General features: G+C 66.5%; 11 protein-coding genes. 5 read left to right on the plus strand and 6 right to left on the minus strand.

All coding sequences use genetic code 11. The annotated features are described in order from the left end of the window. Positions 1–86: 86 nt before the first annotated feature. Together ACDC67_RS14170 and ACDC67_RS14175 are read left to right on the plus strand one after the other, a co-directional pair. Complete coding sequence (locus ACDC67_RS14170; RefSeq protein ID WP_376694167.1) at positions 87–3,155, plus strand: efflux RND transporter permease subunit; 3,069 nt, start codon at positions 87–89, stop codon at positions 3,153–3,155. Positions 3,156–3,169: 14 nt separating this feature from the next. Next, positions 3,170–4,201 (plus strand): efflux RND transporter periplasmic adaptor subunit, encoded by a 1,032-nt coding sequence (locus tag ACDC67_RS14175; protein ID WP_376694168.1) that lies wholly within the window; start codon positions 3,170–3,172, stop codon positions 4,199–4,201. A gap of 86 nt (positions 4,202–4,287) precedes the next feature. Here the strand turns inward: ACDC67_RS14175 and ACDC67_RS14180 are convergent, their stop codons facing one another. Beyond that, complete coding sequence (locus ACDC67_RS14180) at positions 4,288–5,097, minus strand: ABC transporter ATP-binding protein (RefSeq protein WP_376694169.1); 810 nt, start codon at positions 5,095–5,097, stop codon at positions 4,288–4,290. A 2-nt stretch (positions 5,098–5,099) separates the two neighbouring features. Then, positions 5,100–6,041 (minus strand): FecCD family ABC transporter permease, encoded by a 942-nt coding sequence (locus ACDC67_RS14185; RefSeq protein ID WP_376694170.1) that lies wholly within the window; start codon positions 6,039–6,041, stop codon positions 5,100–5,102. 103 nt (positions 6,042–6,144) lie between these two features. Between ACDC67_RS14185 and ACDC67_RS14190 the strand changes: the two genes are divergently transcribed. Continuing rightward, on the plus strand, positions 6,145–6,657 hold the full coding sequence (locus tag ACDC67_RS14190) for an RNA pyrophosphohydrolase (protein WP_376694172.1): 513 nt from the start codon (positions 6,145–6,147) through the stop codon (positions 6,655–6,657). A gap of 125 nt (positions 6,658–6,782) precedes the next feature. Continuing rightward, positions 6,783–8,198: a M20/M25/M40 family metallo-hydrolase gene (locus ACDC67_RS14195; protein ID WP_376694174.1), complete on the plus strand. Its 1,416-nt coding sequence runs from the start codon at positions 6,783–6,785 to the stop codon at positions 8,196–8,198. A 314-nt stretch (positions 8,199–8,512) separates the two neighbouring features. Here ACDC67_RS14195 and ACDC67_RS14200 read toward each other — a convergent pair whose 3' ends face one another. Genes ACDC67_RS14200 through ACDC67_RS14210 form a run of 3 tightly spaced genes read right to left on the minus strand, consistent with a single transcriptional unit; the run spans position 8,513 to position 11,320 of the window. Then, positions 8,513–9,304, minus strand: coding sequence for an SAM-dependent methyltransferase (locus ACDC67_RS14200; RefSeq protein WP_376694175.1), 792 nt, complete (start codon positions 9,302–9,304; stop codon positions 8,513–8,515). Between the two features lie 19 nt (positions 9,305–9,323). Continuing rightward, on the minus strand, positions 9,324–11,078 hold the full coding sequence (locus ACDC67_RS14205; protein ID WP_376694177.1) for a diguanylate cyclase: 1,755 nt from the start codon (positions 11,076–11,078) through the stop codon (positions 9,324–9,326). A gap of 32 nt (positions 11,079–11,110) precedes the next feature. Next, positions 11,111–11,320: a hypothetical protein gene (locus ACDC67_RS14210; protein ID WP_376694179.1), complete on the minus strand. Its 210-nt coding sequence runs from the start codon at positions 11,318–11,320 to the stop codon at positions 11,111–11,113. A 128-nt stretch (positions 11,321–11,448) separates the two neighbouring features. Between ACDC67_RS14210 and ACDC67_RS14215 the strand changes: the two genes are divergently transcribed. Beyond that, positions 11,449–11,823, plus strand: coding sequence for a DUF6164 family protein (locus tag ACDC67_RS14215; RefSeq protein WP_376694180.1), 375 nt, complete (start codon positions 11,449–11,451; stop codon positions 11,821–11,823). A gap of 10 nt (positions 11,824–11,833) precedes the next feature. Here ACDC67_RS14215 and recQ read toward each other — a convergent pair whose 3' ends face one another. Then, complete coding sequence (gene recQ, locus ACDC67_RS14220) at positions 11,834–13,654, minus strand: DNA helicase RecQ (RefSeq protein ID WP_376694182.1); 1,821 nt, start codon at positions 13,652–13,654, stop codon at positions 11,834–11,836. Positions 13,655–14,053: the final 399 nt, after the last annotated feature.

Genomic DNA, 14,053 nt, shown 5'->3' on the forward strand with positions numbered 1-14,053 from the left:
GATTCGCCGTCGACGTTGTCAATTCACTGATCGCGAGTGCGGGATGATGCCCGCCCCCGAACAAGAACGATAGCGGAGAATCCAACTTGCCCCTGACCCGACTCGGACTGAGCAACCCGGTGGCCGTTGCCGTGGGCTGCATCCTGCTGGTGATCTTCGGCCTGCTGAGCCTGTCGCGCTTGCCGGTGCAGATGACGCCCAATATCGACCGGCCGACGATTTCGATATCCACCGGCTGGCGCGCCGCCGCGCCGTCGGAGGTTGAGTCGGAGATCATCGAGCCGCAGGAGAACCAGCTGCGCGACGTGCCTGGCCTGCAGCGCATGACGGCCACCGCCAGCCAGGGCCGCGGGTCGATCAACCTGGAATTCGACGTCGGCGCGGATCTCAATCGCGCGCTGATCGAGGTCATCAACCGGCTCAACCAGGTGCCGCGCTATCCCACCGACGTCACCGAACCGACCGTGCGCGTGGGCTCCGACCAGTTCGGTGACACCGTCGCCTGGTTCGCCATTCGGCCGATGCCCGACAACAACCGCCCGATCATCGAGTACCAGGACTTCATCGACGAGGTGGTCAAGGAACGCCTCGAGCGCATTTCCGGTGTCTCCTCGGCCAACCCCCGGGGTGGCCGTCCCTTCGAGGTCCGCATTACCTTCGATCCCTACCAGGCAGCCGCCATCGGCGTCGACCTGACCCGCATCGGCCAGGCCCTGGGCCAGAACAACGACGTTTCCGGCGGTTTCCAGGAAGTCGGGCGGCGACAGTACACGCTGCGCTTCGCCGGCCAGTACGAGATCGCCGATCTCGAGAACCTGGTGCTCGACTGGCGCGAGGGGCGGCCGGTTTACCTGCGCGACGTCGCCAGCGTCGAGCGCATCATGCGTGATTCCTCGGGCGTGATGACCCAGAACGGCGGGCCGTCGATCGCCATGAACGTGATCGCCGAACCGGGCGTGAACGTGCTCGACGTGATGGGCGAGATCCAGGCGACGGTCGAGGAACTGCGCGAAAGCCACCTGACGCCGGCCGGGCTGGATATCGAGCAGGTCAGCGACGATACCGTCTACATCCGCGAGTCGGTCAGCATGGTGGCGACCAACCTGATCGTCGGCATGAGCCTGGCCGTACTGGTGCTGTGGTGGTTTTTCCGCAAGCTGCGCGCCACGCTGATGGTCGCTGTCGCCATTCCGCTGTGTCTTTGCTTCGCTTTTCTTGTCCTGGATACGGTCGGACGCACCCTCAACGTGATCTCGCTCGCCGGCCTGGCGTTCGCTACCGGCATGGTGCTCGACGCGGCCATCGTCGTGCTCGAGAACATCGTGCGCCAGCGCGAACAGGGGCGCGCGCCGCTGGAGGCCGCCGATCGCGGCACCGGCCAGGTCTGGGGCGCGCTGCTGGCTTCGACTGCCACGACCGTGGCCATCTTCCTGCCGGTGATGTTTCTGCAGGACGAGGCCGGGCAGCTGTTCGCCGACCTGGCGGTGGTGATCTCGGCGGCCATCGTCTGTTCCCTGCTGGTCGCCATCGTCGTCCTGCCCACGGCCAGCTACCGACTGCTGGGGGACGCGGCGCTGGAGGATCGGCACGCGTCCTGGTGGCAGAACGGATCGGATTTCATCATGGGGCTGACCGACACCCCGCGCCGCCGCTGGGGCTGGATCGCCGGGTTGACGCTGGTGCCGCTGGTGATCGGCGCGCTCTTGCTACCGCCGGCCGACTACCTCCCCGAAGGCAAGCGCAACTTCATTTTCGGCTTCCTGCAGACTCCCTCGGGGATGGGCCCGGATACGGCCGAGGCGGAGCTGATCGATCCGATCAACCAGCGCCTGATCCCGTACATCCGCGGCGAAAAGGAGCCGGCCATCGCCAATACCTTCCTCGGGTTCTTCGGCAGCGGTGCCTTCCTGGGCATGCGCGCGGCCGACGAGGACCAGGTCGAAGAGTTGCTGGCGGTGGTCAACAACGAAATCCTGACCGGTTTCCCGGACACTTTCGGGCGCGCCAATCGTTCGCCCATCTTCGGCGGGCGCGGCAGCCGGCAGATCGAGATCGATCTCCAGGCTGCCGATGTCGAGCAGCTGCTCGGCGCCGGCCAGACCGCGTTCGGGCTGATCCAGTCGAAGATGCCCGAAGCGACCATTCGCCCCCAACCGGGGCTGGAGCTGGCCGAACCGGAACTGCGGCTCAAGCCCGACGACCGGCGCATCGCCGAGATGGGCTGGTCCCGCGGCGACGTGGCCACCCTGGTGCGCGCCTTCGGCAACGGTGCCTACCTGGGTGACTATTTCGACGGCGACCGCCGGCTCGACGTGATCCTGCGCGGGCAGGAATGGCAAACGCCCGAGGACTTGATGGGCATGCCGCTGGCCACGCCCTCCGGCCGGATCGCCACTTTGGGGGAACTGGCCGACCTGGAGCGCACCGCCGGTCCCAACCAGATCCGGCGCGTCGACCGGCGACGGACCCTGTCGCTGCAGGTAACACCGCCGTCGGGCATGCCGATGGAAACCGCCCTGGCCTTCCTGCAGGACGAAGTCGAGCCGGCAATCCGGGAGGCACTCCCGCCCGACGGCGTGATCACCTACCGTGGTACCGCCGAGGCCCTGGGCGAGACGCTTTCGAACCTCGCCGGCAGCTTCCTGCTGGCGATCGTGATTCTTTACCTGCTGATCTCGGCCCTGTTTCGCTCCTTCCGGGACTCCATTCTGGTGTTGATGACCATTCCGATGGCCACCGTCGGCGGGATCGTCGCGCTGCGCATTACCGGCTGGCTGACCGGCCAGGCGATGGACATGCTCACGATGATCGGTTTCGTCATCCTGCTCGGCCTGGTCGTCAACAACGCCATCCTGCTGGTCTATCGTGCCCGCGACGGTGAGCGTGAGGAGGGCCTGAGCCGGCGCGATGCGGTCGAGACGGCCGTGCGGCTTCGCCTGCGTCCGATCCTGATGAGTACCACCACCAGCGTGTTCGGCATGCTGCCGCTGCTGGTCCTGCCCGGAGCGGGCACCGAACTCTATCGCGGCCTGGCCGCGGTCATCGTCGGCGGCATGGCGGTCAGCACCCTGTTCACCCTGGTGCTGTTGCCCAGCCTGCTGAGAGTCAATGAAGACCGCCAGGCGGCCACCGAAGGCAAGGTGGTGCCGGCATGAACCAAGGAAGATGGATGAACTGGAAGTTTGCTGTAGCCCTCGGCGGCCTGTTGGCCGCGCCCGCCTGGGCCCAGTTCGGCGGTGAGCCGACCGTCGAAGTGGCCGAAGCCGAGTCGCGCGAGATGGCGCCCACCATGCAGGTGGCCGGGACCGTGCTGTCGCGTTCGGATGCCAGCCTTTCGGCCGAAGTCGAGGGCAGGCTGGTCGAAGTGGCCGATGTGGGAACGCGGGTGGCCGAGGGCGACGTGGTCGCGCGGATCGAGGACACGGTGCTGCAGTTGCGCGTGTCCGAGCTGGAGGCCGAGATCGACAGCACGCAGGCGCGACTGGCTTTTCTGAACGCCGAGCTGGCGCGCGTGCAGCGCCTTGCCGAAACCAACCTGGCCGCCGCCAGCCAGATCGACCAGACGCGCTCGGAGCGCGACATGGCGCAAAGCGACCTGGCCGTGACGCGCTCGCGCCTGGCCCAGCTCCAGGACCAGATCGATCGGACCCGCGTTCGCGCACCGTTTCCGGGGGTCGTCGTCGAGCGCGTGGCGCGAGCCGGCGAACGCGTCGGCGTCGGTGCGCGCATCCTGCGGCTGGTCGATTCCAACAGCCTGGAGGTGGTGGCCCGCGCACCGCTGCGCTACTACCGCTACGTCGAGGCGGGGGATGAGCTGGCCGTGGATGCCGACGGCGAGGTCTTCCCGGCGCCGCTTCGCACGGTCGTCAGCGTGGGCAACGAGGATCTGCACGTGTTCGAACTGCGCCTGGACATCGAGCGGCCGCTTCCCGTGGGCCAGACCGTGCGCGTGACCATTCCCACGGCCGAGTCGCGTGAAGTCCTCGCCGTGCCGCGCGACGCCCTGGTACTGCGCGGTTCCGGCACGGCGGTGTTCATCATCGATGACGAGGGCACGGCGCGGCGGGCGACCGTGTCGACCGGCATCGGCCAGGGCGACTGGATCGAGGTCGCCGGGCCGGTCCAGGCCGGCGACCGGGTGGTCATCCGCGGCAACGAACGGCTCAGGGACGGTCAGACCGTCGAAATCCGGGAGAGCTGACGGGCCGGGGCCGGCCTGCTCTTCGGTGGCAATCTCGTGGTCGCGGCGGCCGAGACGCGCCAGCGCCTGCCGCATGCGGGGCTCACCTATCCGTCAAAGCGTTCTCCCGCGCCACCGGCAACGGCGAAGACGCGCTGCTGGCCGTCGTCGACCAGGCGTACCCGGCAGCGATACAGGCGCGAGAGGTTGTCGGCGGTGAGCAACTCGCGGCTCGGCCCGGCATCCCATTCGCCGTTGCCGTAGAGCAAAAGCACGTGCGAGCAGTAGCAGGTGGCCAGGTTGACCTCGTGCAGGGCCATGATGGCCGACTTGCGTGCCTCGCGTACCTGGCGGTGGAGCACGTTGAGGATGGTCACCTGGTTGGCCGGGTCCAGATGATTCGTCGGCTCATCGAGCAGCATCACGGCCGGGTCCTGGACCAGCAGGGTGGCCAGGGCAAGACGGCGCGACTCGCCACCGGACAGATCCATGCAGCTGCGCTCGGCCAGATCGAGCATTTCCAGGTCGACCAGCGCGTCGCGGGCGCGATCGTGGTCGGCCCGGGATTCGCGCGCCCAGGGCTTGAGGTGTGGGTGGCGTCCGACCAGCGCGGTTTCCAGGCAGGTGGCGTCGAAGGCGTAGTGGGTGTGCTGCGGCAGCATGCCTAGGCGTCGAGCGATCTCGCGGCGACGGATCTCATCCAGGCGCCGACCGTCGAGCCGGATGCCGCCGCGTTCGGGCTCGAACACGCCGGCGAAGGTCTTCAGCAGGGTGGTTTTCCCTACACCGTTGGGCCCCAGCAGGCCCCAGAACTCGCCCTGGCCGACGGCCAGGTTGAGGTCGCGCACGACTTCGACCGCTCCGATGCGCACGCCCAGGTCCTCGACGATGAGTGGACTGTTGGCCGCGGGGGTCATGACTACTTGATCCTGGCGGCGCGGTAGAGCAGCAGCAGAAACAGCGGCACGCCGATCAGCGCCGTCAGCACCCCCACCGGCAGCTGACGCGGACCGAGCAGGCTGCGCGCGGCGGTGTCGGCCAGCACCAGGAAGCCGCCCCCGAACAAGGCCGAAGCCGGCAACAGCACGCGATGGTCGGCGCCCACCAGCAGGCGCATCAGGTGGGGCACGATCAGGCCGACAAAGCCGATCGCGCCGGCCAGGGAGACCGCGAGCGCGGTCAGCAAGGAGGCGGCGACGTAGATCTCCCAGAACCGCATGCGCGCGGCCTCGCCCAGCAGAGCGGCCTGGAGTTCGCCGCCGCTGAGCACGTTGAGGCTGCGCGCGCGAAGCCAGAGCAGCCCGACGCCGGCGGCCAGCGGTAGCAGCCACCAGGCGGGCAGCGCGGCATGACTGAGGTCGCCCATCAACCAGTAGAGCATCGAACGCAGGCTGCCGTCCGGGCCGGTGGCCAGGATCAGCGAAATGATCGCGCCCCAGCCGGCGGCGATCACCACGCCGGTGAGAAGCACCCGGGTCGTGCTCCAGGGCCCGCGCCCGCGTGCGAGCACGAACACCAGGACCATGGTCAGCATGGCCCCGGCGAAAGCTAGTGCGGGTGTTGGCAGGAAGCCCAGACCCAGGCTCATGCCCATCAGGGCGAAGGCAGCCGCGCCGCCTGACAGTCCCAGGATGTAGGGGTCGGCGAGGGGATTGCGCAGCAGGACCTGCATCAGGCAGCCGGCCTGGGCGAGCAGGGCGCCGGTGACGAAGGCGGCAATCGCCCGGGGGATGCGCAGCTCGCCGACGACGCGTTCCATCACCCCATCGGCGGAGAAGGGCCAGACCCAGCCGCTGCTGCCCCAGCTTGCGGCCAGTAGCAGGGCCGCCGGAGGCAGGGCCAGCAGGCCGATCCAGACCATCGATCTTCTTATGGCTGGTGCATGCGCCATGAATTGATTACCATTCGAGGTAGTTGACTCTTTCCGCGGCCCGGTATGATAGCCGGCCGCGACGACCATCACCATGATTGATCCGGACGGTTTCAGGCCGAATGTCGGGATCGTGCTGGCTCGGGAAGACGGGCGCGTTTTCTGGGCGCGCCGCGCCGGCAAGGATGGCTGGCAATTCCCGCAGGGCGGCATGAACACCGACGAGACGCCCATAGAAGCAATGTATCGCGAGCTCGGCGAAGAGACCGGGCTCGCCCCTGAACACGTTGAAGTGCTGGGCCAGACGCCCGGCTGGCTGCGCTATCGCCTGCCGCGCCGCTACCGGCGCCGGCACCAGAAACCCGTCTGCGTGGGGCAAAAGCAGGTCTGGTTCCTGCTGCAGTTCCTCGCCGACGATGGTGCCTTCGACCTGGAGGCGGCCGACAAGCCCGAGTTTGACCGCTACCGCTGGGTGGATTTCTGGTACCCGGTCAGACATGTCATTCCGTTCAAACGGCGCGTTTATGTTCGGGCGCTTCGGCACCTGGAGCCGATGTTGTCGGAAATCCCAAATCCGAAGCACAAGATTCCAAACAAATTCGAATGACTGAAATTCGAATGCTCTAAACGGCCGGCATTTCGGCCTCGGGGGCCGGCCGGGCATTGATTCCGGCTGACGGGCTCCGTCCGCCAGGTCCCGACTACCGACTGACTGCAAGGAGATTCGTCGACATGAAATGCATGCTTTGGCTGGCCGCTGGCCTGTTCGTGGCCGGGCCGCTGCCCGCCCAGACGTTTACCGACGAGGATCTCGCTGTTGCGCGGGAGTTGCGCGAGGCGGCGCTGGGCGGTGACGGCGGCTACGAGATCGTCGCCGACCTGACCACCCGGATCGGCCCGCGACTGGCCGGCAGCGAAGCCGACGCGCAGGCGGTCGACTGGGCGGTCGCGATGCTCGAGGACATGGGCTTCGACCGCGTCTGGACCGAGCCGGCCACCTTCCCGACCTGGCACCGCGGCCTCGAGCGCACCGAGATTGTCTCACCGGCCCGCCACGACCTGGTCACCCTGGCGCTGGGCTTTTCACCGGCCACGCCCGAAGGCGGCATCGAGGCCGAGGTGGTGATGTTCGACGACCTGGCCGCGCTCGAGGCGGCCGACGAGGCCGAGGTGGCCGATCGCATCGTGTTCATCCGCAACCGCATGGAGCGTACGCGCACCGGCGCCGGTTACGGCCGGGCGGTGGGCGCGCGATCGGTCGGCAGCCGCGTGGCGGAGGAAAAGGGCGCGCTGGCGCTGGTCATCCGCTCGATCGGCACCTCCAATAACCGCTTCGCCCATACCGGCATGCAGCGCTTCGATTCCGACGTGCGGCTCCTGCCGGCGGTCGCCATCTCCAATCCGGATGCCGACCTGCTCGAGCGCCTGGTGGACGGCGACGAGCCGGTGCGGATCCGGGTCGAGGTCGACGCCGAGACGACCGAGGCCTACACCTCGCAGAACGTCTTCGCCGAGATCACCGGCGCCGAAAGGCCCGATGAGATCGTCGCCCTGGGCGCGCACCTGGATTCCTGGGACGTGGGTACCGGCGCGATCGACGACGGCGCCGGCGTGGCGATCGTCACCGAGGCGGCGCGTTTGATCAACAACCTTGAGCGACGTCCGGATCGTTCGATTCGCGTCATCCTGTTCGCCGCCGAGGAAATCGGGCTCTGGGGCGGCCGGGCCTGGGCCGAGGCCCGGGAGGAACAGATCGACAACTACCAGCTGGTGGCCGAATCCGACTTCGGCGCCGGCAAGATCTATGCGATCAGTGCGCGGGTACGCGATGCGGCCTGGCCGGTGATCGAGGCCATCCAGGCCGAACTCGAGCCGCTGGGAATCGAGCTGGGCGAACGCGAGGCCAACGGCGGCCCCGACTTCTACCCGGCGGCCGCCCTGGGCGTGGCCGCCGTTGATCTCGAGCAGGACGGCACCGAGTATTTCGATTATCACCACACCGTCAACGACACGCTCGACAAGATCGAGCCCGCAAACCTGGCGCAGAACGCTGCGGCTTATGCCGTGCTGGCCTGGCTGGGCGCGCAGGCGCCGGCTTCCTTCGGATCGGGCGAGACCATTCTGGCTGAAGAAGAGGACTCGGACTGACCAGACGGTCTCTCTTGAAAATTCCCAAGTACCAAGCACCAATTGCCAAACAATTCTCGAAGGACCGAATCTTCAATGACCGAAACGGGCGTGTCGCCGAACTTCAGGCACGTTCGCTGGTCCTTTTGCAGGGTCGGAAAGGGCCGAGCCCGTCCGGGATTGCGGCAAGTCGCTTGATCAGGCCGCCGTCACCGTTTGGGTCATTGAAATTTCGTTCATTGGGATTTGTTTGAAAATTGGTGCTTGTTGAATTGGTGCTTGTAAACGGGTGCTTGTGAATTGGTCCTTGGACCGACCGGTCATATGCGGCTTTGCTAGCTGGTGCTCGTTGACTCCAGCGCCTCGAGCGCCTCGATCCAGTGCTCGTCTCGCTCGGCCTCGTGTGCCGGCGGGATGACCAGCGTGGTGTATTCCTTGTAGCGTGCTGTGGGCAGGTCGGCCAGGGCCATTTGCTCGGCACGAAAATCCTCGATCGGAAGCTGCGCCGCCTCGTAAAGGATCACCGGCGTGTAGAGGGCGTACCAGCCAGAGAGCTTGTCGACCAGCAGCTGCAGCCGCTTGGGGTCGGGCTCGAAACCGACGCAGGCGAGGTTGCCGGCCAGCGCGACCTGCCACAGCAGAACCAGCGCGGTCGGGTCGAGGTCGTGACGGTAGGCCAGAAAGCGCGTCGCCTCGATGCTCTGGACGCCGCGCTCGCCCGGGTCGAGCCCCAGGTCGGCATAGAGACAGGCTTCCGCCGAGATACCCGGTTCCATGCGGGCAGGCAGGCCGGCCGAGCGGACCTGCTCGATGGCGGCGTGCGGCACCTGGGCGAATACCCCGGGGTGTCCGTAGAAGACCGCGCAGACGCGCCTGCCGGCCAGGACGGGTGTCACGATCCGCTCGACCATCCGGCGGTAGGTCACCCGCCTGTCGATCCGGTCATCGTAGTCCTCGGTGAGGTTGATCGCGTCGGGTCGGCGCTCGGCGATCCAGTCGAAGGCAAAGGGATCGGCCAGGACCAGCACCGTATCCGCCCGGTCGATTTCGCTGACGCCACGTTCGCTGATATGTCGGCCGAGCTGGATGCCGCAGCCGATCACGATAAGCTGTCCCTTGCCGGCCATCAGTCAGTCTCTAGTCGGTTCAGCCAAGATCCCGCTCTCGCGGCTCGGCGACGACGACGACGTTGCGCCCACCGTGCTTGGCTTGATAGAGCGCTTCGTCAGCGCGCTCGCGCAGCTTTTCCAGCGGCTCGTCCGGCTGCAGCTCGGCCACGCCGAAGCTCATCGACAGGGGTTTGCCGTTGCCGCCGTAGTCGATCCGGCCCATTGCCGCGCGGACTTCGTCGAGCTTTGGCATGATCTGGGTGACGGTCTCGCCGGGCAGACATATCGCGAACTCCTCGCCACCGATTCGACCGATATGTGCCGGTACCGGGAAGTTTTCGCTCAGCACTCGGGCCACTTCGATCAGCGCGTGGTCGCCGGCGATATGGCCAAACTCGTCGTTGACGCGCTTGAAGTGGTCGATGTCTCCGACGGCGAGTACCAGGGGCTGATGATCGTGATGGGATCTGTCGACCATCATGCGGGCAGTGTCGAACAAGCGCGTGTGGTTACTCAGGCCGGTCAGACTGTCGAGCCCGGCCAGGCGGCGGAAGTGACGCCGCTCTCGCAACACGTGGACAAGCAGCAAGACCATTACCAGGAACAGGAAGACGGCGAATGCATACACCATCCAGCGCAGGCGGTCGCGATGGCGCCGGGATTCGGATTCGAGCTCGGCGACCCGGCGCTGCTCCCGGAGCAGCGCCAATTCCTGTTCGCGCGAGCGCGTGTCGAAGGCGACCTGCAAGTGGGCGAGCTGGCGTGCGCGTTCAAGGTCGAGAAAGCTTTCGCGCGCATCGAGTTGCTGGCGCATATAAGACAGGGCCTGCTCGTTGTTTCCGCTTTCTGACTCGATTTCGCTGAGCATGCCGTAAGCCTCGGCGACGTAGTCCCAGGCCTCGTCGTCCTCGAGCGCGGAGAGCGATGCCTCGAGCAGCGCCTCGACAGCTTCATGCTCGTCGAGCTGCCAGTGAAGCCGGGCCCTGTAGAATCGCGCCTCGGCCAGGCCGTAGTGATAGCCGGTTTCTTCCAGTCGCGAAAGCGCCTGTTGGAACACTTCGTCGGCCTGCTTGAAGTCTCCGGTTGCGCGAAGCAGGTCGGCCAACCCGCTCTCGGTGGTGCCGGTGACCAGTTCGTCGCCCGTTTCCTGGCAGTTCTCGAGGGCTTCACGATAGTGGCGGCGTGCCGGCTCGAACAACTCGGCCGTCTTGTAAACGAAGGCGAGGCGAGCATGGCCGAAGCACACATCGCGGGCGTTGCCACTTTCTTGGCCGATCTCGACGGCGCGCTTCCCATATTCAATGGCCTGCGTGGTCTCCCCGATCTTGGCGTAGACATAGGCGGCAAGGGAGAAGGGGGCGTTGGTTATCTCCGATTGACTGAGTTGTCCGGCCAGTTCAAGGGCGCGGTTGAGGTAGCCGAAGGTCTCCTCCCAGCGGCGCAGTAGGACGGCGATGTTCGCTGCGAGTGAGTATGCCCGGATCTCCTGCTGCAGGGTCAGGGGCTCGCCAAAGAGCGCTTCGAGCTGGCCGAGCGCAGTCTCCATATTGCCGGCCAGCGTCCGGTTACGAGCACTGATGAGCCAGAAGTCTGCACGTTGCTCCGGCGTAGCCTCGGCCAATCGGGGCTCGATTGCGTCGAGCAGGGCTCGGGTCTCTCTCCAGGGAGCAGTCGTGTTCAGCTCCTGTGCGCGCTCGAGCTGGCTTTCGAACGAAGAGGTGCCCGCCGACTGCGCACCGACGAGGCCGCCCAGGACAAGAAACGCACTCGCAATGAACAGCCGGATCGTCATGCGACCTGGTCGGGGAATTCGAAATGAATCGGTTAGTCGCAAGCCCTGACGGAACCGTTTGATTTCAGCGCGTCGAGGCCGCTGAGTTTTCGGAGTTTGTCGACGTCCTTGTCGAGCATGGCCTGAATCTCCTCGTCCTCGAGGCCACGTTCTTTCATGACCTTTTTGGGGTCAGCGATATACTCGTCGTGCAGCTTCGAGTCTTCGCCGAGTTGCTGGAGCAATTGAGTGAGTTCGGACATGGTAGGCTCCCTTTTTTGTTTACGCCCGCATAGAGGCTTCCCTGACCTGCGGGCAGAACACTCGATTATACGCATATGGCGGGCCGGCCGACACGCTCGGCAGCGCCCTCGAAATCGGGAGATTCGCGATGCCCCGTTTATTGCTCAACCTTCGCCACGTACCCGACGACGAAATCGATGAAGTGCGCGATCTCATGGAAGCACACAACATCGAGTGCTACGACACGCCGCCGGGCCCATTCGGCATCACTGCCGGCGGTATCTGGCTGAAGAACCCCGACGACTATTCCCGCGCTCGTGAACTGATGGACGGCTACCAGCGCGAGCGCGCCGAGCGGGCGCGGGCGGCGTGGGAAAGGGCGCGCGAACGGGGCGAGGCCGATACGCTGGGTTCGAGCGCGCGGCGGCATCCACTCAAGATCGCGCTGATCGTGCTTGGCAGCATCTTCGTGCTGATGGTGCTGTTTTCTCCCCTGGTCGTGCTGTTTCGCGCCGGCAGTTGATCGGGCTCGTTCAGTCTTCGGTCGCGGCGAGCGCCCGGATGACCGCCTCGCCGTAGCGCGCCAGCTTGTGTTCGCCCACCCCGCTGATGGTGGCCAACTCGTCGAGCGTGCCTGGCCGCGCCTCGACGATGGCCGCCAGGGTGGCGTCGTGAAAGATCACGTACGGCGGCACCTCCTCGCTGCGGGCCGTCTCGAGTCGCCACTGCCTGAGCGCCTGCCACTGCGGTGACTCCGTGTCGACATCGATGCTCGCCTTCCTGGCGCTGCGGCGTTTGGTGGGGACGGCATCCCGGCGCATTTCGATATCGGTTTCGCCGCGCAGCAGGGCACGGCAGTCCGGCCCCAGGCGCAGCCCGCCGTGGCCTTCCGGGTCGGGTACCAGGTAGCCGGCGGCCAGCAGCTGGCGCAGTACCGAGTGCCAGGTCGCGCGGTCGATATCGCGGCCGATGGCCCAGGTGCTCAGGCGGTCGTGGCCGAGCTGCTCGGCGCGCTCGGTTGGTTTGCCGGTCAGCACGTCGACGACGTGACCGGCGCCGAAGCGCTGGCCGGTGCGGAATACGGCCGACAGGGCCATGCGTGCCGCCTCGGTGGCGTCCCAGGTTTCCGGTGGGTCCTGGCAGTTGTCGCAGTGGCCGCAGCCGCCGGGGTGGTTCTCGCCGAAATAGCCCAGCAGGGCGGGGCGGCGGCAGTCGGCGCGCTCGCAGTAGGCCAGCAGGGCCTCGAGGCGCTCGCGTTCGAGCTTCTTCTGGTCGTCGCCGGCAGTGGATTGTTCCAGCAGCTGGCGGATGCGAACCACGTCGGACAGGCTGTAGACCATCCAGGCATCGGCCGGCAGGCCGTCGCGCCCGGCCCGGCCGGTTTCCTGGTAATAAGACTCGATGCTCTTGGGCAGGTCGAGGTGGGCGACGAAGCGCACGTCGGGCTTGTCGATACCCATGCCGAAGGCGATGGTCGCGCAGATGATCAGGCCGTCTTCGTTGATAAAGCGGTCCTGGGCGGCCTGGCGGTCGCCGGACTCCATGCCGGCGTGGTAGGAAATCGCGTCGATCCCCTGTTGCACCAGCCAGCCGGCGGTCTCCTCGGCCTTGCGGCGCGAGAAGCAGTAGACGATGCCGGATTGTCCCGGATGCCGGCGCCGGATGAACGAGAGCAGTTGCTGTCGCGCGTTGCGCTTGAGGCCGACGGTGTAGCGAATGTTGGGGCGGTCGAAGCTGTCGACGAACACGCGCGCCGTTGGTCCGAGCAGGCGCTCGACGATTTCGCCTCGCGTGCGCTGGTCGGCGGTGGCGGTCAGGGCGATGCGCGGTACGCGCGGAAAGCGCTCGGCGAGCAGGCCGAGCTTGAGGTACTCGGGGCGGAAGTCGTGGCCCCACTGCGAGACGCAGTGCGCCTCGTCGATGGCGAACAGGTTGATCCGGCAGCGATCGAACAGCCGCAGGGTCGTCTCCCGGAGCAGGCGCTCGGGCGCGATGTAGAGCAGGTCGAGTCGTCCTTCGGCCAGATCCTGCTCGGTGCGCCGCTGGGTGTCCGAGTCAAGCGAAGAGTTGAGCACGGCCGCCGCAACACCGTTGTGCCTGAGCGCCTCGACCTGGTCGCGCATCAGGGCGATCAGCGGCGAGACGACGATGGTCGTGCCCGCTCGCATCAGGGCCGGTATCTGGTAGCACAGCGACTTGCCGCCGCCGGTGGGCATGAGTACCAGCGCGTGACCGTCTTCGCCGACGTGCTCGATGATCTCGCGCTGCCGCCCGCGAAAGCCGCTGTAGCCGAAGACCTGGCGAAGCAGGGTTTCAGGGCTGCGGGGCGTATCGGCTTCGACGGCTGTACTCATCGTCTCGGGCTCGGGGGAATGACCATGACGGGCCACAGACTGCCACAAAGCGGGGGGTGGCGCGTCGGCATTTTGCCGCGCCGGGTTGTGCGAAAACCGCTAATCCGGTTTGGGGTGGTGTCTTTGTGGGGAGTGGTGCGTGGGTTCGTGTCGGTGGAGGGCGTGATGAGGGCTGGCGCCACCGGGCGGTGCGGTGGCCTCGACAAGTCAACTGCGGTTTCGCCCGGCCTGCTTCGCAGGCTCTTTCGGCGAGCAACTTTTTTCCCGCGCGAAAAAAGTAGCCAAAAAACGCGCTTTAACGTCAAAGTCCCACGATCCGGGGTTTCAGGACTGGAACCGGGAGGGGGCTGGCCCCTTCGCGGAGCGGGCTTCGCGAAGACTCGGTCGGAGGATCCGGTG

Origin of the sequence: Wenzhouxiangella indolica (assembly GCF_042310355.1) — a bacterium.
GTDB lineage: Bacteria > Pseudomonadota > Gammaproteobacteria > Xanthomonadales > Wenzhouxiangellaceae > Wenzhouxiangella.

Excerpts from the sequence above, each read along its gene's own strand:
- ACDC67_RS14175 (WP_376694168.1), top strand. The coding sequence starts at position 3,170 with ATGAACTGGAAGTTTGCTGTAGCCCTCGGCGGCCTGTTGGCCGCGCCC.
- ACDC67_RS14195 (WP_376694174.1), top strand. The coding sequence starts at position 6,783 with ATGAAATGCATGCTTTGGCTGGCCGCTGGCCTGTTCGTGGCCGGGCCG.
- ACDC67_RS14210 (WP_376694179.1), bottom strand. The coding sequence starts at position 11,320 with ATGTCCGAACTCACTCAATTGCTCCAGCAACTCGGCGAAGACTCGAAG.
- ACDC67_RS14205 (WP_376694177.1), bottom strand. The coding sequence starts at position 11,078 with ATGACGATCCGGCTGTTCATTGCGAGTGCGTTTCTTGTCCTGGGCGGC.
- ACDC67_RS14185 (WP_376694170.1), bottom strand. The coding sequence starts at position 6,041 with ATGGTCTGGATCGGCCTGCTGGCCCTGCCTCCGGCGGCCCTGCTACTG.
- ACDC67_RS14180 (WP_376694169.1), bottom strand. The coding sequence starts at position 5,097 with ATGACCCCCGCGGCCAACAGTCCACTCATCGTCGAGGACCTGGGCGTG.
- recQ (WP_376694182.1), bottom strand. The coding sequence starts at position 13,654 with ATGAGTACAGCCGTCGAAGCCGATACGCCCCGCAGCCCTGAAACCCTG.
- ACDC67_RS14190 (WP_376694172.1), top strand. The coding sequence starts at position 6,145 with ATGATTGATCCGGACGGTTTCAGGCCGAATGTCGGGATCGTGCTGGCT.
- ACDC67_RS14200 (WP_376694175.1), bottom strand. The coding sequence starts at position 9,304 with ATGGCCGGCAAGGGACAGCTTATCGTGATCGGCTGCGGCATCCAGCTC.
- ACDC67_RS14215 (WP_376694180.1), top strand. The coding sequence starts at position 11,449 with ATGCCCCGTTTATTGCTCAACCTTCGCCACGTACCCGACGACGAAATC.